This is a genomic window from Clostridium intestinale (assembly GCF_035905475.1).
GTDB classification, from domain to species: domain Bacteria; phylum Bacillota; class Clostridia; order Clostridiales; family Clostridiaceae; genus Clostridium_T; species Clostridium_T intestinale.
Map to the genome: position 1 here is coordinate 3,975,495 of NZ_CP121166.1, position 23,900 is coordinate 3,999,394.

Annotated in this window: 27 protein-coding genes; 25 read left to right on the top strand and 2 right to left on the bottom strand. The window is 31.0% G+C overall.

Annotated features, from left to right (window positions below):
* Position 1: 1 nt before the first annotated feature.
* Genes P8F83_RS20260 through P8F83_RS20275 form a run of 4 tightly spaced genes read left to right on the top strand, consistent with a single transcriptional unit; the run spans position 2 to position 4,214 of the window.
* Entirely contained in the window at positions 2 to 319 is a 318-nt protein-coding gene (locus P8F83_RS20260) for a PadR family transcriptional regulator (protein WP_073022209.1), read from the top strand.
* Positions 316 to 1,629, top strand: coding sequence for a DUF2812 domain-containing protein (locus P8F83_RS20265; RefSeq protein WP_326512429.1), 1,314 nt, complete (start codon positions 316 to 318; stop codon positions 1,627 to 1,629). The genes P8F83_RS20260 and P8F83_RS20265 overlap by 4 nt, the downstream gene beginning before the upstream one ends.
* Before the next feature lie 3 nt (positions 1,630 to 1,632).
* The gene (locus tag P8F83_RS20270) at positions 1,633 to 2,946 is read left to right on the top strand and encodes a DUF2812 domain-containing protein (RefSeq protein ID WP_326512430.1); all 1,314 of its coding nucleotides are present in this window, start codon (positions 1,633 to 1,635) and stop codon (positions 2,944 to 2,946) included.
* Between the two features lie 2 nt (positions 2,947 to 2,948).
* Entirely contained in the window at positions 2,949 to 4,214 is a 1,266-nt protein-coding gene (locus P8F83_RS20275; RefSeq protein ID WP_326512431.1) for a DUF2812 domain-containing protein, read from the top strand.
* A 52-nt stretch (positions 4,215 to 4,266) separates the two neighbouring features.
* Here P8F83_RS20275 and P8F83_RS20280 read toward each other — a convergent pair whose 3' ends face one another.
* Positions 4,267 to 4,782, bottom strand: a complete 516-nt coding sequence (locus tag P8F83_RS20280) for a nitroreductase family protein (RefSeq protein WP_326512432.1) — start codon at positions 4,780 to 4,782, stop codon at positions 4,267 to 4,269.
* A 232-nt stretch (positions 4,783 to 5,014) separates the two neighbouring features.
* Here P8F83_RS20280 and P8F83_RS20285 point away from each other — a divergent pair, with 232 nt between their 5' ends.
* The 18 genes from P8F83_RS20285 (at position 5,015) to P8F83_RS20370 (ending at position 19,492) form a co-directional block, all read left to right on the top strand.
* Positions 5,015 to 5,395, top strand: coding sequence for a DUF2500 domain-containing protein (locus P8F83_RS20285; RefSeq protein WP_326512433.1), 381 nt, complete (start codon positions 5,015 to 5,017; stop codon positions 5,393 to 5,395).
* A gap of 24 nt (positions 5,396 to 5,419) precedes the next feature.
* Positions 5,420 to 5,680, top strand: coding sequence for a Rossmann-fold NAD(P)-binding domain-containing protein (locus P8F83_RS20290; RefSeq protein ID WP_326512434.1), 261 nt, complete (start codon positions 5,420 to 5,422; stop codon positions 5,678 to 5,680).
* 1 nt (position 5,681) lies between these two features.
* Positions 5,682 to 5,951, top strand: coding sequence for a hypothetical protein (locus tag P8F83_RS20295; protein WP_326512435.1), 270 nt, complete (start codon positions 5,682 to 5,684; stop codon positions 5,949 to 5,951).
* A gap of 377 nt (positions 5,952 to 6,328) precedes the next feature.
* The gene (locus P8F83_RS20300) at positions 6,329 to 7,696 is read left to right on the top strand and encodes an FAD-binding oxidoreductase (protein WP_326514868.1); all 1,368 of its coding nucleotides are present in this window, start codon (positions 6,329 to 6,331) and stop codon (positions 7,694 to 7,696) included.
* Positions 7,697 to 7,972: 276 nt separating this feature from the next.
* Entirely contained in the window at positions 7,973 to 9,493 is a 1,521-nt protein-coding gene (locus P8F83_RS20305; RefSeq protein WP_326512436.1) for an FGGY-family carbohydrate kinase, read from the top strand.
* A gap of 111 nt (positions 9,494 to 9,604) precedes the next feature.
* The gene (locus P8F83_RS20310) at positions 9,605 to 10,645 is read left to right on the top strand and encodes a 2-hydroxyacid dehydrogenase (RefSeq protein ID WP_326512437.1); all 1,041 of its coding nucleotides are present in this window, start codon (positions 9,605 to 9,607) and stop codon (positions 10,643 to 10,645) included.
* A gap of 23 nt (positions 10,646 to 10,668) precedes the next feature.
* Positions 10,669 to 10,902, top strand: a complete 234-nt coding sequence (locus tag P8F83_RS20315) for an HPr family phosphocarrier protein (protein WP_326512438.1) — start codon at positions 10,669 to 10,671, stop codon at positions 10,900 to 10,902.
* Between the two features lie 91 nt (positions 10,903 to 10,993).
* Entirely contained in the window at positions 10,994 to 11,560 is a 567-nt protein-coding gene (locus P8F83_RS20320; RefSeq protein WP_326512439.1) for a glycerol-3-phosphate responsive antiterminator, read from the top strand.
* 113 nt (positions 11,561 to 11,673) lie between these two features.
* Positions 11,674 to 12,741 carry a 2-hydroxyacid dehydrogenase gene (locus P8F83_RS20325; RefSeq protein ID WP_326512440.1) on the top strand — a complete coding sequence of 356 codons (1,068 nt, stop codon included), beginning with the start codon at positions 11,674 to 11,676 and terminating at the stop codon, positions 12,739 to 12,741.
* Between the two features lie 8 nt (positions 12,742 to 12,749).
* Positions 12,750 to 13,517 (top strand): SDR family NAD(P)-dependent oxidoreductase, encoded by a 768-nt coding sequence (locus P8F83_RS20330; RefSeq protein ID WP_326512441.1) that lies wholly within the window; start codon positions 12,750 to 12,752, stop codon positions 13,515 to 13,517.
* 35 nt (positions 13,518 to 13,552) lie between these two features.
* Positions 13,553 to 14,446: a class II fructose-bisphosphate aldolase gene (locus P8F83_RS20335; protein WP_326512442.1), complete on the top strand. Its 894-nt coding sequence runs from the start codon at positions 13,553 to 13,555 to the stop codon at positions 14,444 to 14,446.
* Between the two features lie 77 nt (positions 14,447 to 14,523).
* On the top strand, positions 14,524 to 14,967 hold the full coding sequence (locus tag P8F83_RS20340; protein WP_326512443.1) for a Lin0368 family putative glycerol transporter subunit: 444 nt from the start codon (positions 14,524 to 14,526) through the stop codon (positions 14,965 to 14,967).
* 19 nt (positions 14,968 to 14,986) lie between these two features.
* Positions 14,987 to 15,331 carry a Lin0368 family putative glycerol transporter subunit gene (locus P8F83_RS20345; RefSeq protein WP_326512444.1) on the top strand — a complete coding sequence of 115 codons (345 nt, stop codon included), beginning with the start codon at positions 14,987 to 14,989 and terminating at the stop codon, positions 15,329 to 15,331.
* A gap of 181 nt (positions 15,332 to 15,512) precedes the next feature.
* Positions 15,513 to 16,883: a glycoside hydrolase family 1 protein gene (locus tag P8F83_RS20350; protein ID WP_326512445.1), complete on the top strand. Its 1,371-nt coding sequence runs from the start codon at positions 15,513 to 15,515 to the stop codon at positions 16,881 to 16,883.
* A 33-nt stretch (positions 16,884 to 16,916) separates the two neighbouring features.
* Positions 16,917 to 17,219: a Dabb family protein gene (locus P8F83_RS20355; protein ID WP_021803720.1), complete on the top strand. Its 303-nt coding sequence runs from the start codon at positions 16,917 to 16,919 to the stop codon at positions 17,217 to 17,219.
* A 66-nt stretch (positions 17,220 to 17,285) separates the two neighbouring features.
* A complete protein-coding gene (locus P8F83_RS20360; RefSeq protein ID WP_326512446.1) occupies positions 17,286 to 17,849 on the top strand; it encodes an NUDIX hydrolase in 564 nt (187 codons plus the stop codon).
* Between the two features lie 319 nt (positions 17,850 to 18,168).
* Positions 18,169 to 18,966, top strand: a complete 798-nt coding sequence (locus tag P8F83_RS20365) for a M55 family metallopeptidase (protein ID WP_326512447.1) — start codon at positions 18,169 to 18,171, stop codon at positions 18,964 to 18,966.
* Positions 18,967 to 19,105: 139 nt separating this feature from the next.
* Positions 19,106 to 19,492 carry a VOC family protein gene (locus P8F83_RS20370; protein ID WP_326512448.1) on the top strand — a complete coding sequence of 129 codons (387 nt, stop codon included), beginning with the start codon at positions 19,106 to 19,108 and terminating at the stop codon, positions 19,490 to 19,492.
* Positions 19,493 to 19,537: 45 nt separating this feature from the next.
* Here P8F83_RS20370 and P8F83_RS20375 read toward each other — a convergent pair whose 3' ends face one another.
* On the bottom strand, positions 19,538 to 20,185 hold the full coding sequence (locus tag P8F83_RS20375; protein ID WP_315112160.1) for a YczE/YyaS/YitT family protein: 648 nt from the start codon (positions 20,183 to 20,185) through the stop codon (positions 19,538 to 19,540).
* A gap of 315 nt (positions 20,186 to 20,500) precedes the next feature.
* Here P8F83_RS20375 and P8F83_RS20380 point away from each other — a divergent pair, with 315 nt between their 5' ends.
* From P8F83_RS20380 to P8F83_RS20390, 3 genes are all read left to right on the top strand, one after another.
* Positions 20,501 to 21,295 (top strand): YdcF family protein, encoded by a 795-nt coding sequence (locus P8F83_RS20380; protein ID WP_326512449.1) that lies wholly within the window; start codon positions 20,501 to 20,503, stop codon positions 21,293 to 21,295.
* 35 nt (positions 21,296 to 21,330) lie between these two features.
* Positions 21,331 to 21,834, top strand: coding sequence for an AAA family ATPase (locus P8F83_RS20385; protein WP_326512450.1), 504 nt, complete (start codon positions 21,331 to 21,333; stop codon positions 21,832 to 21,834).
* Between the two features lie 277 nt (positions 21,835 to 22,111).
* A complete protein-coding gene (locus P8F83_RS20390; RefSeq protein ID WP_326512451.1) occupies positions 22,112 to 23,893 on the top strand; it encodes a DEAD/DEAH box helicase in 1,782 nt (593 codons plus the stop codon).
* Positions 23,894 to 23,900 lie beyond the last annotated feature (7 nt).

A 23,900-nucleotide genomic window follows, 5' to 3' on the forward strand; every position in this document is an offset into this window, starting at 1 on the left:
AATGGCAAGAGAACAGCTTCAGACTCTAACTGAACCAATGTATTATATATTGATGGCTTTACTTAAAGAAAGATGTGGGGTAGACATCATGGAAGCTGTATTAGAAATATCTAATGGTCGTGTAAAGGTTGGACCAGGAACTTTATATGCTCTTCTTGGAAAGTTTGAAAAGGAAAATATAATAATGGAGACAGAAGTTCAAGGTAGAAAAAGAAGTTATATAATCACAGATAAAGGCAAGGAGATACTTGTAGAAGAATATAAAAGATTAGTTACTATGGTGAATGATGGGTTATCAAATATGGAGGGAGAACTATGAGAAATAAAAAAACTGTTTTTTTTCTTTATGAACCATATGAATGTTCTGCATTAGAAGAATACTTTGAAGCTATGGCTGAATCAGGATGGTTAATTAAATCTATAAATAGACCATTTCTAAAATTTGAAAGAATAGAACCTAAGAAATTAAAGTTTTCAGTTGATATATTAAATAAAATTTCATCTTATGATCCAGAGGACAGTGAGGATGCATTAGATTATAGAGAATACTGTGAAGCCGCTGGTTGGAAATATATATGTCAGGATAAGAAGATTCAAGTGTTTTATACTGAGGACTATAATAAAGCTATAGACATTCAGACAGATGAGGGGGAGAAGTTTAAATCGGTGGTTAAGGCATCAATGGGGAATGTGTTTTCATATATTCTTACTGTTGCTTTATGGGTTTTGCTTATTTGGATTAGTTTAAGGCGAGGCGATATAAGTTATGATATAACCTCAAATGTAATGATTGCAACTTTAGCGGCAGTGTGTATTGGAATAGTAATATATGTTAGTAAGATAATGAGTTTTATAATATGGTTTTTTAAGGCAAGGAAACAAGTAAAAGATAATAAATCTATGCCCTATAATAACTATAAACAAGTAAAAGTAAAAAATAGTTTATCAATTTTTTATTTATTGATTTGGATTGGATTATATTGTTTTTTCTTAATTCGTGATGAAAGTAACTATGAAAAAGGGAATAGTGTATTAGTAATCTTAATGATATCAGCAGTTATAATATCTGTATTTATAGCTAGATACATTAGAAAGAAAAGATACTCAAGGGAAACGAACATCACTTTGACTATAAGCGGAGCAGTTGTAGCTATATTTGTATTGTTGATATTTACAGGGATATCAATTTCAATAGATACTTTAAGTGAAGATAATAGAAATGAAATAGCAAAAACCAAGAGTGAACTTACAATTAGTGATTTCGGATATAAGGAAAATGAGAGTGATTTTTATGGGGATTATCAGAAGAGCATACTTGCAGAACGAATATATTACTCAAATCGTGATGAAAACAATAGTTTAAGTTATACAGTTTTAAATAGTAAGTATCCTTGGATTGTTGAGTTACAAGAAAATAGGATAACAGAGTGGGTTAGTAGATTTGAAGAAGATTTGAAGATAAGAAATACTAGCCTTCCAAGTAATAATAGGGTCTATTCTGATGAGGAAAATGAAGCGTATATATTTGTAACAAAAAATAGAGTGGTTGATATGCATATAAATCTTTCAGGAATTGATAAAGACGAGTTTTTAGATATAGTATATGAGAAGTTATTAAAGGAGAATTAGGGTATGAGAAACAAAAAGACGGTTTATTTTCTTTATGAGCCTTATGAGTGTTCAGCACTAGAAGAATATTTTGAGGCTATGGCTGAATCAGGGTGGCTAATTAAATCTATAAATAGACCATTTTTAAAATTTGAAAAAATAGAACCTAAGAAACTAAAATTTTCAGTTGATATATTAAATAAAATATCAAAATATGATCCTGATGATAGTGAGGATGCATTAGACTACAGGGAATACTGTGAAGCCGCTGGTTGGAAATATATATGTCAAGATAAGAAGATCCAAGTGTTTTATACTGAAGATTATAACTCGACTATAGACATCCAAACAGACGAGAGGGAGAAGTTTAAATCAGTGGTTAAAGCTTCATTAGGAAATATGATTTTATATCTTTTTCTTGTGTTAACATGGGGATTTAATATTAAAACGCTAGTCTATGGAGACATCAGTTATGCGCTAACATCTAATTTTTTTATATTTTCATTACCGTTAATATTTAGCCTTATATTAATATACTCTTCTAAGCCAGTTAACTTTCTTATATGGGTTTTAAAATCAAGAAAAAGATTAAGAGAAAATAAATCTATAAAATATAATAATTACAAGCAAGTAAGGTTAAAAAATATATTGATATCTTCAATTACTATGATTTATACTGGGCTATTTGCAGTATTTATACTTAGTGATGATAATGCCACTAGAAGTGGTAGAATAATATTTTTAATACTAATTTTTAGTGTAATTATAGGTCCTATATTTATTACTAGATATATTAGAAAGAAGAGATATTCTAGACAAACTAATATTACTTTAGCTGTAGGTGGGGGATTTGCAGGTATATTTATCTTTTTAGTACTTACTGGAGTATTACTTACATTTGGTACCATAGATTATGGTGATAGAAATAAGGTTCCAAAGGAGAAAATAGAACTTACAGTTAGGGATTTAGGATATGATAACAATGATGATGATATGTCTGTTGATTACCGTAGAAGCCTGATCGCTGAAAAGATATATTGTTTTAATTCTGTGGATGAAGATAAATATATAAGCTATACTCTATTAAAAAGTAAGTACCCATTTTTAATAGAGCTTCAAGAAAAAAGTTTGGTAAAACATATTGGTAAGATTAAGGATGATCTAGAGTTGGTGGACACTAATATTCCCAAAGATATTAAAGTGTATACCTATAGAAATGAAGAGGAATATATATTTGTGTCAAAAAATAGAGCTATACAAGTGCATATTAAAATTAAGAATATAGATAAGGATAAATTTATAGATGTAATATATGAGAAGTTATTAAAGGAGAATTAGGGATGAAGGAGATAAAGACAAGGTATTTTACTTTTGAGCCTTATGAATGTTTAGCTGTAGAAGAATACCTAGAAATGATGGCAAAACAAGGATGGTTATTAGATACAATAAACAGACCATTTTTTAGATTTAAAAAAATAGAGCCTCAAAACTTAAGATTTTATGTAGATATACCTAATGTGAGGGAAGATAGACTAGAAGATTATATAGAGTATTGTAGAGCCGCTGGGTGGAGATATTTAGATAAACTAGATAGCAATTTTATATTTTATGCAGAGGATAATGATAAGACAATAGATATTCATACAGACCAAAATGAAAAGTTTAGGGTGGTTTCTAAAATGTCCTTATCAAATATTGTTCTAAAAATAATACTAATATTGATGTGTGCTTATTGGGTTTATACGTGTTTATTTGTGATGGATGATTTTTTAGCTTCTAATTCATCTATAATAACCTTTTTAGCAATAACCGTTGGAGGAATTAGTAGTACTATTAAAGTAGCTAACTTTTTCATATGGAGAGTAAAAGCAAAAAGAAGTTTAAGCAAAAATGAATTTATGCCTTACAATAATTATAAACAGCTAAAAAGGAAAAATATATTTTCTAACCTAGGATCTTTTGGCATGATTACTTTAACTATTTTAGCTCTTATTAATGAAAATATACACAATACAAAAGCCTTATCTATATTTTTTGTATCACTAGTAGTATTTGGGATATTTATGGGAGGTATTATATACCTTTTTAACTCTAAAAAATATTATAAGTATTCTAATGGAATATTGATTTTAAGATATTCAGTAGCATTTGTTTATATTATGGGAGCAATAATTTCTTTAAGTTTTTTTTCCACCGTTGATAAATTCACGGTAGTAGAACAAGTTAAAATGAGCATTGAGGATTTTGGATATAAACAAGAGAAAGATCCATTTAACGTTTATGATAAAAGTATAATAGCTGAGAGAGTAGATTATAGTTATTATGGGGATGAAAATAGTTTTAGTTATACATCCTTTAAAAGTAAATCTTTCGTAGTAATTAAGTTTCAAGAGGTAACACTTTTAAGAAGACTGAAAGGCTATGGAAGTGATTTAAAATTAGAGGAAACTAAACTTCCTGAAAACATTAGAGTTTATAGCGATGAGGAGAAAAAATCATATGTTGTGGTGTCAGAGGATAGAGTAATAGATACAAGAAATAGGATGGACAACATTAATGAAGATGAATTTCTAGATAAGATTTATGAAAAGTTAATATTAGAATAAAGATAAAAAGCTCTTGCAAGATTAATTAAAGTTGCAAGAGCTTTTAATTAATTTAGTTATTTTTATTTCCCCAAGTCTCAAAGTGGATATTGTCCTCATTAAACCTGTCAGTTGTAGCTCTATTTTCATCAGGATACCCTATAGAAATAACAGCCAAAGGAGTAATAGTTTCTGGAAGATTAAAAATTTTCTTTAAGCCTTTAACTCTACCTTCTTCTGGATAAATTCCAAGCCAAACTCCACCAAGACCAATTTCCTCAGATCTTAAAAGTATGTTTTCTGTAGCAGCCGAACAATCTTGAACCCAATATCCAGGGAACTTTTCTTTATCCTTATTACCACATACTATTATTGCAACAGAAGCTGTTTTTAGAGGAGTAGAATATTTACTAATATTCATAATTTCCTCAAAGGTATCTTTATTTCTAACTACTATGAAATCCCAAGGTTGAGCATTACCGGCAGAAGGAGCAGCCATAGCAGCTTTTAATAAATCTTTAACTTGGTCGTCACTTACCTGTTCATTAGTATATTTTCTAATACTTTTTCTGTTATAAATTATACTCATGGATAAATCTCCTTTTTAAATAGATTATTTATTTTATGTTATCATATGGGGATATTTAGCTCAAATATGATTATTGGTACTTTTTATTTCGTTAGAACTAGTTTTGATAGATAGAGACAAATTTATTCCTATAGCAATATGGTTAAAAGGAATTTAATGCAACCACTACGTGGTATGCTACAGGATTAAGGTGTATAATTTAGTTAATATATATAGTTTTGGGGAGGTAAATATGATGAATGGATTTGGAATGTTTAATTTAATGTCATTTATATTTCCGTTATTCTTTTTAGTGTTTTTTGGGCTACTTATTTTTAGCGTTGTTAGAGGTGTTAAGAAATGGAGTTATAATAATAAACAACCTATAATTCCAGTTCAAGCAACGATAGTGTCAAAGAGGATGTCAGTAAGTCATCATGATCATCATGATGCAAATACTAATATGAATTCAACTTCTACTTCAACTACCTATTATATTACTTTTGAGTTTTCTAATGGAGAGAGAGTTGAGTTTGTAGTTTCAGGTTATGATTATGGAATGATGGTTGAAGGGGATAAAGGAACATTAACTTTTCAAGGGACTAGGTTTAAAGGTTTTGTTAGGGAATTTTAGACGTAGAAGTATAAGGAGGATTTTATGAAACTATTAGTTTTAGGGGGAAGCGAGTTTGTTAGCCAAGCGTTGGTTAAACATCTTATATCTAAAGGATATAGTGTTGATATACTTACAAGAGGTATAAAAAAATTAAGTTACGATGGTTATAACAAGCACATTAAGTGTGATAGAAAAGATGCACTACTATTCGGTAGAAGCGGTTCTCAGCTTCAGTCTAATCCTTTTTTGTGTAATAAACTAATGAATTTAATGCAGCTACTGCGTAGCATGCTACAGAAATAAGGTGTATATCAATATTTGTGGAGAAGTAATAGGAGAATCACCTATAATTAAAGAGGTAAATAGTTCAAAATCTATACAGCAGGTTAGAACCTATTTTCCATTTAGAAATACAAACTATACTTTAAGTATAGACAAGTTAAAGGCAAGTGGATTACACATACCTAAAACAGGTCTAAAAGAAGGACTTAAGAGAACATATAGATGGTATAAAGAAAATGAGATTAAATTGGAAGATAAAAAGATGATTAATGTTGATAATTTATTAGAATAAATTTTATTGAAAAAGTTCTACTTCTCTAAGAGATGGGGAGCTTTTTTGTTCTTTAGGAATTTATATTATTTCAAAGTTGTGGATAACTTAAATTAGATATGAATATATGAAGGCTACATGAAGCTCCTAAAGAATAAAAAACAAGAAAATTGAGCGCCTGCCAGTTTTTCCTCACATGCGTTTGGAAAGGCAGATGCGCAAAAAAAGTCGACGGCTCATAATCGCCTTGGCGACTTTTTTGTTTTAGGTAGAATACTAACTGGTATCAAAAGTAAGCCTAGGAATTAATTTTATGCACTTAAATTGAGTGCAATGTGATAATATATATACATATAAAAAATAACTTGTACACATAAAACAATTTAGAAGGTGAAAAAATTATTGATATAAATTATGAAGGATTAACAGGAAAAGTTGTAACTAATAAGAGTACTTCTTATGATGAGGATAGACAAGCTTGGAATAGGGCAATAGAAAAGTATCCACTAGTAATTGTTTATTGTTACGAGAAGGAGGATGTTATAAATGCAGTAAGATGGGCGAGAGAAAAGTCCCTAGATATAAGAATAAGATCAGGGGCACATCATTATGAAGGGTATTCAACTGGGGATGGTGTAGTAGTTATTGACGTCAGCAAAATGCAAGAGATAAGTATAGATGAAGAAAATAAGCTTGTAAAAATAGCTGGTGGCGTTAGAAATAGAGAGATATATGAAGCATTAGGAGAGAAAGAATATCCTTTTCCAGGGGGAGGATGTCCTACAGTTGGAGTTACTGGTTTAGTTTTAGGTGGAGGCTGGGGATATTCTAGCAGACTTTTTGGATTAGCTTCTGATAGTTTAATTGAACTAGAGATGGTTGATTATAAGGGAGATTTAATAATTGCAAATGAAGCTATAAATGAAGATTTATTTTGGGCTTGCAAGGGTGGAGGTGGCGGAAATTTTGGAATAGTTGTCAGCATGACCTTTGCACTTTCAGAAAAAAGAAAGATGACCACCCTAATAAATATAGAGTATTTACATATAACAAAAGAAGAAAATATAAAGATTATTGAGGTTTTGCAAAACTCATTTAAAACTTGGGGAAGAAATATCAATATAAAAACAGCCATATATAACTCTAAAGAAAAAGGAAGAGGAGTAAAAATCACAGGATTGATGCATGGAAGTCTAGAAGAGGCAAACATAGCATTAAAGGATTTTAAAAATATTTCAGATAAAGCTATTTTTAAGTTAGAATATATGCCTTTATTAGAAGCCAATAGAGTAATACAAGATAGTCATCCTGATTTTGAAAAATACAAGTCTACAGGAAGATTTGTTTATAAAGATTACAGCAGAGAAGAGATCGAAAAAATCATAGAAACTGTTGAGAATGTAGCAGAAGGTTCAACTTATGCGGCTATTTCCTTTTATGGGTTAGGTGGAGCTGTAGAAGATAAAGATAAACAAAGTACAGCATTTTATTATAGAGATTCAAAGTTTATAATGGGAATTCAATCTGTTTGGGAAGAAGATAAGTATTCTGAGGAAAATAAGAGTTGGATCATAGATAGGTTTGAATTCATAAAAACTATAACTCAAGGTTCATACATAAACTTTCCTTTTGGGGAACTTGAAGATTATGAAACAGAGTATTATGGAGAGAATAAGTACAAGCTTAGAGAAGTAAAGGCGAAATATGATCCCTATAATATATTTACTTTTAAGCAGGGAATCCAAATAGATAAAAGTATACATTGAGTTGTATAAAAATAAGGGTTAACACCAACTTTTAGGGTTGGTGTTTTTTTGAATAAATTAATATTGACAAGCTTTTTGAAAACATATACAATTTAAATATAAAGTTCATGAACTAAGAAATTAAATTTTCTTTTAAAACAAAATAAAAAGTTGAATGGTGATATGAATTCAACTAAAGGTCTTTAAATTTATTTAACGACCTCTAGTTGGGTTCTTTTTTTATACCATTTTACAAAACTCTTATTTAATTAATTATATATTTAAGGGGGAAAAACAATGTCTAAATATCTTATGGGAATAGATGCGGGATGTACGTCTACTAAAGCTGTAATTTTTGATGAGTTTGGGAATGAAATCACATCCTCTTCCACTTTGAGTACAAGAGTAAAGCCTAGAGGAAAAGGATTTGAAGAATTTGATGTGGATGCTCTTTGGAGATCAACATCTAAGTGTATTAAGGAAGCCGTAGAAAAAGCTAAAATAGATCCAAAGGATATTACAGGTATAGGAGTATGTTCTTTTGGAAATGGAATAGTGGTTTTAGATAAAGAAGGAAATGCAGCTGCACCAGGAGCTTTTTCACATGATTATAGAGCAAATGACATTATTGATATGTATAAGAAAAAAGGTAGTTATGATAAAATCAATGAAATTATAAAAGGAACTTTGTTTGCAGGAGAACCAGGTCCACTTCTTTGCTGGTTTAAAAAATATGAACCAGAAGTGTATAACAAAATTGGAGCAGTTTTAATGTTTAAGGATCTTATAATGTATAGATTAACAGATGTGTTTGCTACTGATGCAAATGTATTTGGAGGTTCTAGCATGATGGATCTTGGAAAATTAGAGTATTCTAAAGAACTTCTTGATCTTTATGAGATTCCAGAGATGTATGATAAGCTTCCTAAACTTGCAATAGAATCTTCGGAGATTGTAGGAAGGGTTACAAAAGAAGCTTCACAGTTAACAGGTCTTGCAGAAGGTACTCCAGTAGTTGGAGGAATGATGGATATACTTGCTTGTTTAGTAGGAGCTGGAGCTACAGCTCCAGGAGTAATAACAGCTATTGCTGGAACTTGGTGTATTAATGAAACACATTCAGAAAATATAATCCCAGGGGCATCAGCAAATATGCCATTTCTAACTAGAGGTAAATATTTAAATTGTTCATTTACAGGTGCTTCAGGAGTTAATTATGAATGGTTTAATAGAGCATTAGGAGGAACAGCAACATTAGAAGCAAATAATAGAGGAGTGTCTCCTTATAAGGTTTTAGATGAACTAATAGACTTAGTTCCAGTTGGTAAAACTCAAGTTATTTACCATCCTTTTGTAGCACAGCCAAGTGTTCATGAAAATGCACGTGCAAATTTCTTTAATATAGATCAAAATACCTCTTATGCAGAGATAGCTTACTCAATAGTAGAGGGAGTTGCTTTTATGCACAGGCAACATATAAACTTTCTAAAAAATTCAGGTTGTGAAGCAAAAGTCATCCGCTTAACAGGAGGCGTAGCAAGGAGTAAGGTTTGGGCACGCGTATTTGCAGATGTACTTGAACTTCCTATAGAAGTTGTTGATTGTGAAGAGGTAGGAGCTCTTGGAGTAGCTATAACTGCTGGAGTAGGAGCAGGATTATACGATAGCTATGAAGATGCATTTAAAAAAGCAGTAAGAATTCGAAAACCTTTTATGCCTAATATAGATACGTTTGATATATACGGAAAAAGATTTAGGGAATGGGAAAGATTAATTGAAATAATGAAAATATATTGGAATGAAAAATCAGATATCTAAACATACGGACAAGCTTATATAGAATTTATATATAAATAAATGAAACAGTGATTTTTAACCGAGGATATAAGTTAAAAGTTAAATTATAATAAAAAAAGGAGAATGATTAGGATGAAAAAAACAAAAATTTTACTTGTAGCTGATGGAGGAATAACTCCAGATTTAATGAAGAAGATGTATGAACTTGAAAAGTATAATGCTGAAGTTACAATGATAGAAGACAAAGATATGTATGCAATGGGACCTATAACAGATCGAATGCTTCAAATAGAGTTAGGGGGAATTGATGCAGCTCCAACATATAAACCTTTATTAGATGAATGTAAAGATAAAGATATTATAGTAGTACATGTAGCTTCAATAAATAAAGAAGTGATTGATGCATGTGAAAATCTTAAGGTGGCAGCAGTTTTAAGAGGCGGCTATGAAAATGCAGATGTAGAAGAACTAACCAAAAGAGGTATTAAGCTTATAAATGCTCCATGGAGAAGTGCACATGCAGTTGCTGATTTTACAGTTGGGATGATGATTGCTGAAAATAAAAATATAGCGCGTGCTCATAAGTTAATATATGAGGGAAAGTGGTGTAAAAAGTTTGCTAATCAAGAATATATACATGATATGAGAACAAGAACTGTAGGTATAATAGGATTCGGATATATTGGGCGTAAAGTAATAGATAGATTAAAAGGCTTTGAATGCAATGTAATAGTTCATGACCCATTTATGGATAAAAAAGTTATAGAGGAAGCTGGACTTAAAGCGGTAACATTAGAAGAACTATTAACACAATCAGATTTTATTTCAATGCATATTCGTTTATCAGAAAAAACTAATAAGTTCATTGGGGAAAAGGAATTTGCTCAAATGAAACAAACAGCATATTTTATAAATACAGCTCGTGCAGGAATTGTTGATACTGATGCGTTAATACATGCTTTAGAAACAAAGTCTATAGGAGGTGCCGCAATAGACGTATTTGATGAAGAGCCTTTACCAAAAGATAGTCCGCTCCTTAAACTAGATAACATTACACTTACTTCACACTTAGCAGGAACCTCATGCGATACTATGCGTAATTCCGTAGAAATTGGATTTGATGACCTTAAAAATTACTTGCAAGGATTACCAATGCAAAATGTGCGTAACTAATTTATATATTTGGAGGTGTATATATGGTAACTAAAAAAATACTTCTTAAGTCTGTTGATGATATAAAAAACTTTGTAGATAAAGCTTCTTTAGTAGAGTATGAGATTGATTTGATTTCTGGAAGATATACAGTTAATGCAAAATCAATTATGGGAGTATTTAGCCTTGACTTAACTGGTACAGTAACAATTAATATTTATGAGGATTCTTGTGAAGATTTTTTAAAGAAGATAGAAAAATTCATAGTAAATGATTAAAAAATAGGATGGAATACACTTTGGAAAATGTTGACAAAACTTATGTTAAAGGATACCATTATAGTAATTAAACAGATTACGGAGAATCTTAATGAATGAGAAAAACAATGAATTTTCAATAATCCCATCAATTAGAATGATCAAAGATTTATCTTATGCATTAACTCTTAAAAATGAATATATATTATTGAGTGAAGCTCATATTGGTAATTTGAAGTCTCTTGTAGATACCTGTCATAAAGCAAACAAGAAAGCTATAGTTAATGTAGAGCTTATAGGTGGATTAAACTTAGATAAAACTGGTATACATCTTTTAAAAAAATTGTATCAGGTGGATATGGTTATTTGCTCTAGTACAGCAAAATTAAATATGATGAAATCTATAGGCTTAAAGACAATTCAAAGAATTACTTTAATGGACTCAAAGTCCTTTGATACATCTTCAAAAGCTATAGTAGATTCTAAATGTGATTTAATAGAGTTAAGACCAGGCGTATATGGAATAAAGTATATTGATAGACTTAAAAAAATTAAAAATGTTCCTATGATTTTAGGGGGATTTGTAGAAGATGAACTATTAGTAAATGAAGCAAGAAAAACAGGATTTATAGGAGTTACTACAAGTTGTAAAGATTTATGGCATATAAAAACAAAATAAATTAGTTGAATGGTGTATTGGAATTCGGCTAAAGACTACTAATTAAAATTTAGTAGCCTTTAGTCGATTTTTTTCTTTATGAAGTATCTAAGTAACTGAAAGGAGTAGTTTTAATGAAAGTAGTAGGAATAGGAGATTTATTAATTCCCAAGGAATATATAGAGGAGGGCTTCAAAAGATTTAAGGATTACGGGACACAATTACAGGTAGTAGAGTGGAGCTTAAATAGTTATGAGGAATTACAAAATATAAACCTTTTGGTAGAAACAAAGGGATGCGAGGTTTATGAAGTGCCCGAATATATTGTTGATTCGGTTAAAGATGCAGATATTATTATTACTCAGTTTTGTCCAATAACTAAAGAAGTCATAGATAATTGTAAGAATTTGAAAGCTATTGGAGTTTTAAGAGGTGGCTATGAAAATGTAAATTTAGACTATGCAGGTAAAAAAGGTATACCAGTATTTAATACACCAGGAAGAAATTCCAATGCGGTTGCAGATTTTACTGTAGGACTATTAATTTCAGAATGTAGAAACATTGCTAAAAGTCATAGAAATTTAAAAAATGGAGAATGGATTAGAGACTATTCTAATGCAGAGTACGTTCCAGATTTAGCAGATAAAACAGTGGGTATAGTGGGATTTGGAGAGATTGGAAGAAAGGTTGCTAAAAGACTGGAAGGCTTTGATATGAAAGTTGTAGTATATGATCCATTTCTTAAAGATGATTCTGAAGTAAATAAAGTTTCTTTAGAGGAGTTAATGAAAACATCTGATTTTGTAACCTTACATGCAAGATTAACTAAGGAAACAGAAAAACTCATAAATAAAGATTTGTTGGGGTTAATGAAGCCTACTGCGTATTTAATTAACTCGGCAAGGTCTGGACTAGTAGATGAAGAGGCTTTATATGAAGCTTTGAAAAATAAAGAAATTGCTGGATCGGCTTTAGATGTTTTTGACAAAGAGCCTCCAGGAAAAGAATACCCTTTAGTAACTTTAGAAAATGTTACAATAACTCCTCATTTAGCAGGTGGAACTAAAGATGCATTTACAAGTTCTCCAAAGATTTTAGGTGAAGAAATGATAAAACTTTTATCGGGTGAAAAGCCAAGAGGAACTGTTAATGAAAAAGTCTATGAAGAAAGTAAAGAAAATTTCATAATAAATAAAATCTGAGGTGGACTATGTATTTAAATTTAAGAGGAAAAGTAGCTATTGTAACAGGTGGCGGAGGTGGACTTGGAAGAGCAATCTGTAAAGAGTTGGCAAGAGAAGGCGTAAAGGTGGTATTAAGCTATAGGTCAAATGAGAAAGAAATAAGTTCATTTGTAGACGAATTAAATGAAAAGTATACAGGAAAGGTAGTGGCAGTAAAGGGAGACTTAATAGATGAAGAAAGCATAGATAATCTATTTAATGCCGCTATAGAAGAGTTTAGCTGTGTAGATATTCTTGTAAACAATGCAGGGGTATGGCCTACAGCTTATGTTAAGGATATGGAAGTAGAAGATTTCCAAAGAACAATGATTATTAACCTTCAAGTTCCATTTATATTAAGCAAGAAGATGGTTAATCATTTAATTGATCGAGAAAGTAAAGGGAAAATAATAAATATAGTTTCACAGGCAGCCTTCCACGGGTCTACAACTGGACATGCACATTATGCTGCATCTAAAGGAGGATTAGTTACTTTTACTGTGTCTTTGGCAAGAGAAGTAGCTAAATATGGAATAAATGTAACCGCTGTAGCTCCAGGAATAATGAGAACTAAAATGAATGAACAGCAGTTAAATAACAAAGAGGATGAAGATTATTATATGAAAAGAATTCCTCTTGGGAGAATTTCTGAACCCGAGGAAGTAGCTTATACCGTAGTATTTTTAGCCTCTAATAGAGCGGATTATATTACAGGTGCGACTATTGATGTTACTGGCGGTATGTTAATGAGATAAAAGTTAAAGATTATAAAAATATAGGAGGAATAGATATGGCATTAGTAAATTTAAAATCTATACTAGAGGACGCAAGAAAGAGAAAATATGCAGTTGGAGCGTTTGATGTAAGTAATAATGATATGGCTATGGCAGTTATAGAGGCAGCAGAAGAGCTAAACTCTCCTGTGATTTTAATGGGATTAAAGGTTGACTTAGAGGGTGACAAGCTAGAATATTGGACAAAATCTTTAATAGCTATGGCAAAAAGAGCAACTGTCCCTGTTTGTTTACATTTAGATCATGCAACAGATGTTGATTTTATTAAAAACTGTATAAATAGTGGATTTACATCAGTTATGTTCGATGGCTCGGTGCTGCCTATAGAGGATAATATAAGAATAACTAGAGAAGTTGTAGAATATGCACATAAGTTTAATGTATCAGTAGAAGCAGAACTTGGTCATGTTGGAGATGGAATAGTAGGAAATTCTGAAACTGGGATTAAGAAGGAAAAATCAGATGAGTATGACAATCCAGACGACTTCCTAACTAATCCAGAAGAAATGGAATATTTCATTAAAAGTACAGGAGTAGATGCATTAGCAGTTGCAATAGGAACGGCTCATGGAGTTTATGTACGCGAACCTAAACTGCATTTTGATAGGTTAGATACTCTAAATAAGTTATCTACTGTTCCAATGGTAATGCATGGAGGTTCAGGAACTCCAGATGAAGCTATTAAAACATCAATTGAGCTTGGAATATGTAAGATAAACATATTCTCAGAAATGCTTACTGCATTTTTCACTAAATTAAAAGAGGAATTAAATCAAAAAGAACATATGGCTATATGGCCATGTACAGCATACGAAAACCCTTTAAAAGCTATGAAAGAAGTTGTTAAAGAGAAGATGTTATTGCTAGGTTCTAAAGATAAGGGAAAATAAATTTAAAATAAATGAAGCTGTCGTACAATTTATTCTTGTACGATAGCTCTATTAAATATTATATAGGGAGGGCATTTATGAAATTTTTAAGAGGTGTAATAGGATATGGTTTGGCAGGGTTATTCGTAGCTCTTGTATGGGGAGATTTTGTTAAGGATTATGGAATAGCTGGTGGAGTAGCTGCATGTGTATTAATAATAAGTCCATTGTGGTATATAAACCATTACTTGCAGTTAGTTAAATTTGATGATGATTCAGCCTTTATAGACATGGGACTTGGGGTAGCAACATGTGCATTTTTAAAACAGGCATTTATAGAAAAATCTCCAGAGTCTATAGTAAATGGTATTCCAACATTAGTTTGTGTAATAATAGGGTCAGTTGCAGGTGGGCTTGTAGCTGCTAAAATTGAAAAGGATTTCTTAAAGGGAAAAAAAGAAGATTTAGATATAGTTAGTATAGAAGAAAATAATGTGGTTGAATTTAATCTTGATAAAGAAACTATACAGGAAGAATTATAATGGTATGGAGGAAGATATTATGAATATGTCAATGGCTATACACACTATGGTAGGTGCTTTTGTATTTCCGTTTTTTATTAGAATTGCTTGGGGAAAGATGGTTGAGGACTTTGGAGCTATAGGAGGATGGCTTGCAGTAACTTTTGTTGTTGCATTAACCTGGAGTATGAATCATGGAGTAACAACACCATTAATTCATCAATCTGGTGCTTGGGTTGATCAAGGATTTGCAGCTGGTTTTGGTCTATTAGCAGCAACAACAGCACTAGGAGGAAAGTTTAAAAAAGCCTTGCCTAATATGATGGCAGCTATCGTAGGAGGCGCTTTAGCAGCTCTTATAGTATCATTTGTATTTGCACCTTAGAATTTAGAATAATTAATATAGGAACAGCATGTAATTTTAATAATAAATTATGTGCTGTTTTTGCGTTATAGTCAAAAATATTTTCAAATTATGAAACACTAAGTTTTATTATAGTGATATTTAAAGCATAATGGTAAAATTTATATTAAGGGTAATAATATATTCAAAGGAGATGAAGGGAATGACAAAAGAAACAAAGAATATAATTCCAGAGAACTTTATGTGGGGAGGAGCAGTTACATCTTTTCAGAGTGAAGGAGCTTGGAATGAAGGTGGAAAAGGAGTATCTATAGTAGATACCAGAGAGATTAAGGAAGGCTTTTCTGATTGGAAAGTAGCAGTTGATTTTTACCACAAATATAAAGAAGATATAGCACTTTTTAAGGAATTAGGTATAAATACTTATCGTACCAGCATTTCTTGGAGCAGAATATTTCCAGAGGGTGAAGGGGACGTTAACGAAGAAGGAATAGAATTTTATAATAAAATATTTGATGAGTTGCTGGCAAATGGAATACAACCTGTTATAACTTTATACCATTTTGATATTCCACAAGCTTTAGCAGATAAATATAATGGTTTTGCATCAAGGAAAGTTGTAGATTTGTTTGAAAACTACGCTAGAACAGTATTTGAAAGATTTAAAGATAAGGTTAAATATTGGATTACTTTTAATGAGCAAAACCTAGTTCTTATGCATTTACAAGCATGGGGAGCTACTCCTAAAGAAGGAGATAACATAGAAGAGTTTTCTTTTCAAGTGTGTCATAATGTTTTTATAGCTCATGCAAAAGCAACTAAAGCGCTTCATGAAATTATACCAGATGGTAAAATGGGTGGAATGGTTACTTACATGACCATGTATCCAAATAGCTGCAAACCAGAAGATGCATTAGCTACATTAAAGGCTAAGGAATTATTTAATGATTTATACTTTGATGTTTTTGCAAATGGAGAATATCCATCTTACGTAACTAGTAATTTAAAAAAGAAAAATATAATGCCTGTATTTGAAGCTGGTGATGAAGAACTATTAAAAGAAAATACTGTTGATTATTTAACTTTTAGCTATTATCAAAGCCAGACTGTTAAGTTTGTTGGAGAAAGCCCAGAAGAGGTAATGAAGGGCATGGTACCAAATCCAAATCTAAAAGCAAATGAATGGGGATGGACCATAGATCCTATAGGGATTAGAGTGGCATTAAAAGAAATATATGCACGCTATAGAATGCCTATATTTATCACTGAAAATGGAATTGGCGTTAGAGAAGAATTAAATGAAAACAACACTGTAGAAGATGATTATAGAATAGATTATTTAAAGGCTCATATTGAACAAATGAAACTTGCAATGGAAGAGGGAGTAGAAGTTATAGGATATCTAATGTGGGGATGTACAGATATACTAAGCTCTCAAGGAGAAATGAAAAAGAGATATGGGGTTATTTTTGTAAACCGTGATGAAACAGATTTAAAAGACTTAAAAAGGTATAAGAAAAAGAGCTTTAACTGGTTTAAGAAAGTAATAGAAAGTAATGGAGAAATTCTATAGTTCTGCTAAAATAATAGGTAGAGGTGATGTAAAATGATAAAACATATAGTAACTTGGAAATTAAAAGAGGAAGCTGAAGGAAACACTAAAGTAGAAAATGCTAAAAAGATAAAAGAGATTCTTGAAGCTTTAGATGGAAAGATAGAGACACTAAAGGCTATTGAAGTTGGAATTAATTTTAATGATAGTACGCAAGCTTATGATGTAGTTTTATACTCTGAGTTTGATACTGTAGAAGGACTAAACATTTATCAAAATCATCCAGAACACGTTAAAGCTGGTACCTTTATAAAGGCAGTTGTAACTGATAGAATAGTTGTAGATTATGAAGTATAATTAATTATAAGAGCACTATAGTTTAAAAGCTAAAGTGCTCTTTAATTTACACACAAGGAGAAGGTTATGAGATTTATTGAGGATATAAAAAACTATAAACCCTACAATGAACAAGAAGAGAAAGATAAAAAATTAATAGAATATCATATAGATAGCTTTAAGGACATTCTTACGAGAGAAAATGAATTAGCGCACTTAACAAGTTCAGCTTTTATATTAAATAAAGATAAAAGTAAAGTTCTTATGATTTATCATAATATTTATGATTCATGGGCATGGACAGGTGGTCATGCAGATGGCGAAGAAGACTTGTTAGCTGTAGCGCTAAAAGAAGCAAAAGAAGAGACTGGAATTAAAAAGGTAACACCTATAACTTCAGATATATTTTCTCTAGAAATTTTACCTGTAGCAGGTCATTATAAGAGAGGAAAGTATGTATCTGCGCATCTTCATTTATCAGTGACCTACTTACTAGAAGCAGATGAAAATGAAGAGCTTATTATAAAACCTGATGAAAACAGTGGAGTAAAATGGATTCCTATAGATGAAGTGGCTAAGGTATCTAATGAACCTCATATGAGAGTGATTTATGAGAAGATAATTTCTAAGATAAGGGGTGTTTATAAGTAGCAAGAAAATAGCAAGTAGCTTTATGATAAGTTACTTGCTATTTTTTTATCTAATAAGTTTAAAGATTATAAAAAAGCTATTTCTAAGTATTGTACAGATAGTAGTTAATAAGCTATTAAAGAAGTTTAAAGTCCTTAAAAGAATTTGATGGATCTGAGGAGAAGGAAATGAATCTAATGAGACTTGTGAAGAAGTCTCTACAGGGCAGACGTGTAGGTAATTATCTATGCAGTTAAGATGAATGAAATAATAAGAGGACTAGGATTATTTAATTGTGGTAAAATATAGGTAAATTTAAGAGATTTAGTAGGAGGGAAGTATGAAGATATATATTAGTGCAGATATTGAAGGGATAACAGGGGTTACTAGTTGGAGTGAAACGGAGAAAGGGCATGGAGATTTTTCAGTTTTCGGAGTTCAGATGACTAAAGAAGTTAAGGCGGCTTGTGAGGGAGCTTATGAAGCTGGAGCTAGTGACATATATGTAAAAGATGCTCATGATAGTGCAAGAAATATTGATATTAATGAGTTACCTGAGTATGTGAAGCTTCAAAGTGGATGGGCAGGAGATCCTATGTGTATGGTAAGTGGGTTGGACGAAAGTTTTGATGGAGTTATTTTTATAGGATATCATTCAAGAGCAGGTAGTGGAACTAGTCCGCTTGCACATACTTTAGATACAGGCATGTCTTATATAAAAATAAATGGAGCTTATGCTAGTGAGTTTTTGATTAATGCCTATGCAGCAGCTCTTCATAATGTACCAGTGGTGTTTGTAAGTGGAGATAAAGGTCTTATAGATGAAGTTAAACAAACAAATGGAAGTATTAAGATTCTAGCAGTTAAAGAAGGCGTAGGACAATGCACTATAAATATTCATCCAAATAAAGCTATAAAAGATATTAAAACTTTAGTTAAGGAAGCCTTAGTGACAGATTATAGTCTATGCAAAATTACTTTGCCAAAAACTTTTAATATAGAACTAGCTTATGAAAGGCATGAAAAAGCATATAGAAATTCTTTTTATCCTGGGGCAAAACTGATTGAACCAAGGGTTATTTCTTATACTACAGATAACTATTATGAAGTTTTAAGATTGTTTCATTTCTTAACTTAGGAGAAGTATATGAATATCAATATACCCAAAGAAAGTAAGGAATAAATTAATAAAATACTTGATTTGTGTAAGAGTAAGTTAAAAGAAAATTTAGCTTATTCTAATTAGAATATAATGAAAAATATTGAGGAGAAAAAATATGTATAAAGAAGCTATGTTTATAATCTATGTTAAAGATCAAGAAAAATCTAAAAAGTTTTATGAGTCACTTTTAAAATTAAGTATTAGACTGCATGTACCTGGAATGACAGAATTTCAAGTTTCAGAAACAACTGTATTAGGTTTAATGCCAGAGGAAGGTATCGCAAGAATTCTTGGGAGTAAGATAACTCATCCAAAGGAGAGTAATGGTGCATCTAGGTGTGAGCTTTATTTATATGTAGATAGTCCAGATGAATATTTGGATAGGTTAGTGGAGCTAGGTGGTAAAGAGGTAAGTAAAGGGGAAATAAGAAACTGGGGAGACTATGTATCTTATGGATTAGATTTAGATGGACATGTTGTTGCATTTGCTAAAAGAGATTAAATAATAAAAGGATAAATAGACATAACTATTTATCCTTTTATAATTTTAAGAATTTGCAAATGATTTTGCGGTATCAAATAAACTGTCATGTTTAACAGCTTTTACATTAAAGCGTAGTAGTTTAAAAGTATATTGAATAATAAAACCTATTCCAAACACAGATATTATTGTTCCAATACCAACTTTAGCTCCAAGTAACCATCCTATTATTAAGGCAGTCCCTTCAATTCCCCCTCGGATTACCCCTATAGAAACATTGGGAAGGCGCTTGCTAAGAGCAATCATAAGAGAATCTCTTGGACCTGAACCAAGCCCTTGTCCTATATAAAAGTAACTTCCAAAAGAAATAACTATTTGTCCAACTAAAAGCATTATTAAACCAAAGAAAAAGTTGTCCATAACAGGAATGATTTTTAAACCTAATAAAATATCTGACATTGCCCCGATTAAAACAGTATTTAGGATTGTTCCTAAACCTATCTTTTCTTTAAGTAATACAATAAATATAAGAATACCCACTCCAGTAAGTATCACAACATTTCCATAAGTAATTCCTGTAATATTAGATACCCCCACACTAAAAGCATCCCAAGGAGCAAGTCCAATATTAGCTTGAATTGTTAGCACTACACCTAAAGCAAATAAAAAAAGTCCCCAAATAAGCTTTAGGGTTCTCAAAGATAATTGTTTCATTTTAAAATACCCCCTTGTATTGATTACAATGATTTTAAGTGATTAAGCTAAGATTGTCAAATTTCACTTGAAATTAGTCTATTTAAGTAGGCTACTACTCTTAGATAGACCTTCTAAGCCAAATTAAATTATTATGTTTAATAACCATATAAATGGTTATCTGGAAAACCAGAAATACAGAAATCTGGATATCCAGATATCCAGTTAAATGGGGGAAATATTTCATTAGATTCATTTTAAGTATTAAATTATCGGTATCAAAAAATATATGGTAAAATATTAACAAATACTAATATATCTGGAGGTAAGAAAGCTATGATTAAGAAAATCACCAAAGAGATTGTTGATTCTTTTAATGAGATAATAATGTATTTAGCTAAAAGAGATATTAAAGAGATTTCAAAAGAAGAATTACTTAAAAAATGTAATATAGATAAAGTGGATTTGCTAATAATATTGGGAAGCGCTATTCCCTATATAGCTGAAGAGGGTGGCAGAGCTTACAAAAATAATTTAGCAAAAGAGATTATGATAGTAGGGGGAATCGGACACTCAACTATATATTTAGAAGAAAATATACTTAATAATTTAAAATATGAAGGTATAGAAGTAAAAAATAGAGCAGAAGCAGATATTCTAAAAGATGTTTTAGTTAAGAATCAGGGTATAAAAGAGGAAGACATAATTATTGAAAATAAATCTACTAATTGTGGATCTAACGCCCATGAAGCCTTTAATGTTATAAAAGAATTAAACAAAAAGCCAAAAACAATTTTAATTCTTCAAGATCCAACCATGCAGTTAAGAACAGATGAATGTTTTAAGAAGGAATGGAAGGATAAACAAGTGGAATTTATTAATTATTCCTGCTTTGTACCATTAATCAAAGAAGAGAATGGAGAAATGAAGTTTATAGATAATGATATTTATGGGCTTTGGGATATGCACAGATTCATTTCTTTAATTATGGGAGAAATACCTAGACTTAAAGATGATGAAAATGGATATGGACCTAGGGGAAAAGGATTTATAGGTCACATGGATATTCCTAAAGAAGTTTTGGAGGCTTATGAAGTTTTACTTCCTTATTATAGTGAGTATTTGAGATAAAGATTTAATATTATATAAAATAAGGGGTTATGTAAATGAAAAAGAAGCTAATAATCATAAATGGAACTATGGGTGTTGGAAAGAGTACTATTTCAAAAGCTTTATATAAAAGTCTTGATAATTCTGTTTGGCTTGATGGGGATTGGTGTTGGATGATGAACCCTTTTGTAGTCAATGATGAAAATAAAAAGATGGTTGAAGATAACATAGTTTATCTTTTGAGTAATTTTTTAAGGAATTCATCTTTAGAACATATTGTTTTTAACTGGGTGATTCATGAAGAGAGTATTTTTGAGCTATTACTGAACAGACTTAAAGATTTTGATTTTGAGTTGTATAAGATAACTCTTATATGTTCAGAGGAAGTTTTGAGAAATAGGATTATTGAGGATTTTAAGAATGGAAGAGGAGACAGAAATTTAGAGAATAGCCTTAAAAGGCTTGAGCTTTATAGAAATATGGATACTATAAAGATAGATACAAGTAATAAGAAGATAGATGAAACTATAGAGGAGATTATAAATATTATAAATCCCTAATTATTTGAGAGTATTTGAGGATACTCTCATTTTTCTTGCATAGGAAGAAAGTGCTTTCCTATGCAAGAAAATAGGAATTGAGCGCCTGCCAGTTTTCTTCACATGCGTTCAGAAAGGCAGATGCGCAAAAAAAATCGACGGCTCATAATCGCCTTGACGATTTTTTATTTCAATAATGTTATAATAAATTATCGAATTTGGTTTTAAGGTATGTATTTTATAAATAAACTTATAATATAGGAAGGGATAATCTCATTTGACGTTAGGGGGCTTGGGCGTGAAAAAGAGTAAGGACAGGGAATTTAAAAAGCTTAAAGAACAGATTAGTAACATTGAAACTATTGCGAGAAATTCCAAAAATAATGCTTTGTGGGAGCAGGAGGCCTCTTTAAGAAAGAAAATAAAGATTTTAAAAGGTATGCAGGATAAAGGGTTTAAGGGTTTTAAGGATGTATATTATAGGTATATAGATTTATTTAAGTATGTGTCTGAGAGAATAATAGAAGATTATAATAGAAAAAATGGAACTGAATTTAGTTTTAATAAAATAATTAAGGATGACTATGAGGGATTTATGAAATCTGGGGTGCTGAGTATTTTACTTACCAGGCATATACCCAAGGTATTGGAAGAAGACTTTAACAGAACTTTTCCTAAGAATCCAAAAGATGAATATAGAGAAACTAGAAAATATAAGAGAAAATTTTATCTTCATTTAGGAGAAACCAATACAGGAAAAACCTATAATGCTATGGAGGCTTTAAAGAAGGCTAATAAGGGTATTTATTTATCTCCCCTGAGAATCTTAGCCCTTGAAAACTATGAAAAGTTAAATAAGCAAGGGGTTCCTTGCGATCTTGTAACAGGTGAGGAAGAGGATTTAGTTGAAAATTCTAGACATGTAAGCTGTACTATAGAAAAGCTTAATATAGATGAGGAATATGACGTAGGTATAATTGATGAGATTCAAATGATTAAAGATGACTTTAGAGGTTTTGCGTGGACTCGTGCAGTTTTAGGACTTAAGGCCAGAGAAGTTCATGTATGTGGGGCTTTTAATGCTAAAAATATACTAGTAAAAATTATTGAGGACTGCGGAGAAGATTATGAAATAATAGAATATGTAAGAGAGATGCCTTTAATAGTTGAAGATAAAGCTTTTAAACTTAAAAATACATCAGCCGGTGATGGGCTAGTTGTTTTTTCTAAGAAAAAGGTGCTGGAGTTAGCTAGTTATTTTGCCGAAAAGGGCATAAAAGCTAGTCTTATATATGGTGATTTACCTCCAGAGGTAAGAAGAAAGCAGTATGAGGAATTTGTAACTGGTGAAAACAGTATTTTAATAACAACTGATGCTATTGGTATGGGTGTTAATCTTCCATTGAAAAGAATTGTGTTTATGGATACTAGGAAGTTTGATGGTAATGAGGTTAGAAGTTTAACATCTCAAGAAATTAAGCAAATAGCAGGAAGAGCGGGTAGAAAAGGTATTTATGATAGAGGGTATGTAGCTGCTTATGGAGAGAGTGGAGAGTTTATAAGATATAACTTAGAGACTAAGGATGAGAATATTTATGAAGCTGTTTTAGGTCCTAGTGAAGGGATTGTAAATATAAGAAATATCCCACTTAAAGATAAGCTTGCCCTTTGGAGTACAAGAGAAGTTGAGGGTAGTTTATACAGAAAGATGGATGTAAGTGAGTATATAATAAAACTTGAAAATATAAAGACCTATAGATTATCTCAAGAAATAGAGTGGAAACTTATGAAGATTCCTTTTGATATTAGTGAAAGAGAACTTATGATAACTTATTTGAGTTATATAGATGAAATATTTATATCTAATAAAAAGGAAATAAGTAAACCTAGATATTTTATGAATGATTTAAAGGAGTTAGAGCTGTATTATCAGAGGATAAATATATATTATTCTTTTGGTAAGAATTTTGGGCTGGAAATAGATATTGATTGGATTAAAAAAGAGAGAGTAAAAATAGGAGAGAAAATAAATAGACTTTTAAAGAATATAAGGGAAGAAGCCGAAGATTTAAAATCCTAGGCTTCTT

Excerpts from the sequence above, each read along its gene's own strand:
- P8F83_RS20260 (WP_073022209.1), top strand. The coding sequence starts at position 2 with ATGGCAAGAGAACAGCTTCAGACTCTAACTGAACCAATGTATTATATA.
- P8F83_RS20265 (WP_326512429.1), top strand. The coding sequence starts at position 316 with ATGAGAAATAAAAAAACTGTTTTTTTTCTTTATGAACCATATGAATGT.
- P8F83_RS20270 (WP_326512430.1), top strand. The coding sequence starts at position 1,633 with ATGAGAAACAAAAAGACGGTTTATTTTCTTTATGAGCCTTATGAGTGT.
- P8F83_RS20275 (WP_326512431.1), top strand. The coding sequence starts at position 2,949 with ATGAAGGAGATAAAGACAAGGTATTTTACTTTTGAGCCTTATGAATGT.
- P8F83_RS20280 (WP_326512432.1), bottom strand. The coding sequence starts at position 4,782 with ATGAGTATAATTTATAACAGAAAAAGTATTAGAAAATATACTAATGAA.
- P8F83_RS20285 (WP_326512433.1), top strand. The coding sequence starts at position 5,015 with ATGATGAATGGATTTGGAATGTTTAATTTAATGTCATTTATATTTCCG.
- P8F83_RS20290 (WP_326512434.1), top strand. The coding sequence starts at position 5,420 with ATGAAACTATTAGTTTTAGGGGGAAGCGAGTTTGTTAGCCAAGCGTTG.
- P8F83_RS20305 (WP_326512436.1), top strand. The coding sequence starts at position 7,973 with ATGTCTAAATATCTTATGGGAATAGATGCGGGATGTACGTCTACTAAA.
- P8F83_RS20310 (WP_326512437.1), top strand. The coding sequence starts at position 9,605 with ATGAAAAAAACAAAAATTTTACTTGTAGCTGATGGAGGAATAACTCCA.
- P8F83_RS20315 (WP_326512438.1), top strand. The coding sequence starts at position 10,669 with ATGGTAACTAAAAAAATACTTCTTAAGTCTGTTGATGATATAAAAAAC.
- P8F83_RS20320 (WP_326512439.1), top strand. The coding sequence starts at position 10,994 with ATGAATGAGAAAAACAATGAATTTTCAATAATCCCATCAATTAGAATG.
- P8F83_RS20325 (WP_326512440.1), top strand. The coding sequence starts at position 11,674 with ATGAAAGTAGTAGGAATAGGAGATTTATTAATTCCCAAGGAATATATA.
- P8F83_RS20330 (WP_326512441.1), top strand. The coding sequence starts at position 12,750 with ATGTATTTAAATTTAAGAGGAAAAGTAGCTATTGTAACAGGTGGCGGA.
- P8F83_RS20335 (WP_326512442.1), top strand. The coding sequence starts at position 13,553 with ATGGCATTAGTAAATTTAAAATCTATACTAGAGGACGCAAGAAAGAGA.
- P8F83_RS20340 (WP_326512443.1), top strand. The coding sequence starts at position 14,524 with ATGAAATTTTTAAGAGGTGTAATAGGATATGGTTTGGCAGGGTTATTC.
- P8F83_RS20345 (WP_326512444.1), top strand. The coding sequence starts at position 14,987 with ATGAATATGTCAATGGCTATACACACTATGGTAGGTGCTTTTGTATTT.
- P8F83_RS20350 (WP_326512445.1), top strand. The coding sequence starts at position 15,513 with ATGACAAAAGAAACAAAGAATATAATTCCAGAGAACTTTATGTGGGGA.
- P8F83_RS20355 (WP_021803720.1), top strand. The coding sequence starts at position 16,917 with ATGATAAAACATATAGTAACTTGGAAATTAAAAGAGGAAGCTGAAGGA.
- P8F83_RS20360 (WP_326512446.1), top strand. The coding sequence starts at position 17,286 with ATGAGATTTATTGAGGATATAAAAAACTATAAACCCTACAATGAACAA.
- P8F83_RS20365 (WP_326512447.1), top strand. The coding sequence starts at position 18,169 with ATGAAGATATATATTAGTGCAGATATTGAAGGGATAACAGGGGTTACT.
- P8F83_RS20370 (WP_326512448.1), top strand. The coding sequence starts at position 19,106 with ATGTATAAAGAAGCTATGTTTATAATCTATGTTAAAGATCAAGAAAAA.
- P8F83_RS20375 (WP_315112160.1), bottom strand. The coding sequence starts at position 20,185 with ATGAAACAATTATCTTTGAGAACCCTAAAGCTTATTTGGGGACTTTTT.
- P8F83_RS20380 (WP_326512449.1), top strand. The coding sequence starts at position 20,501 with ATGATTAAGAAAATCACCAAAGAGATTGTTGATTCTTTTAATGAGATA.
- P8F83_RS20385 (WP_326512450.1), top strand. The coding sequence starts at position 21,331 with ATGAAAAAGAAGCTAATAATCATAAATGGAACTATGGGTGTTGGAAAG.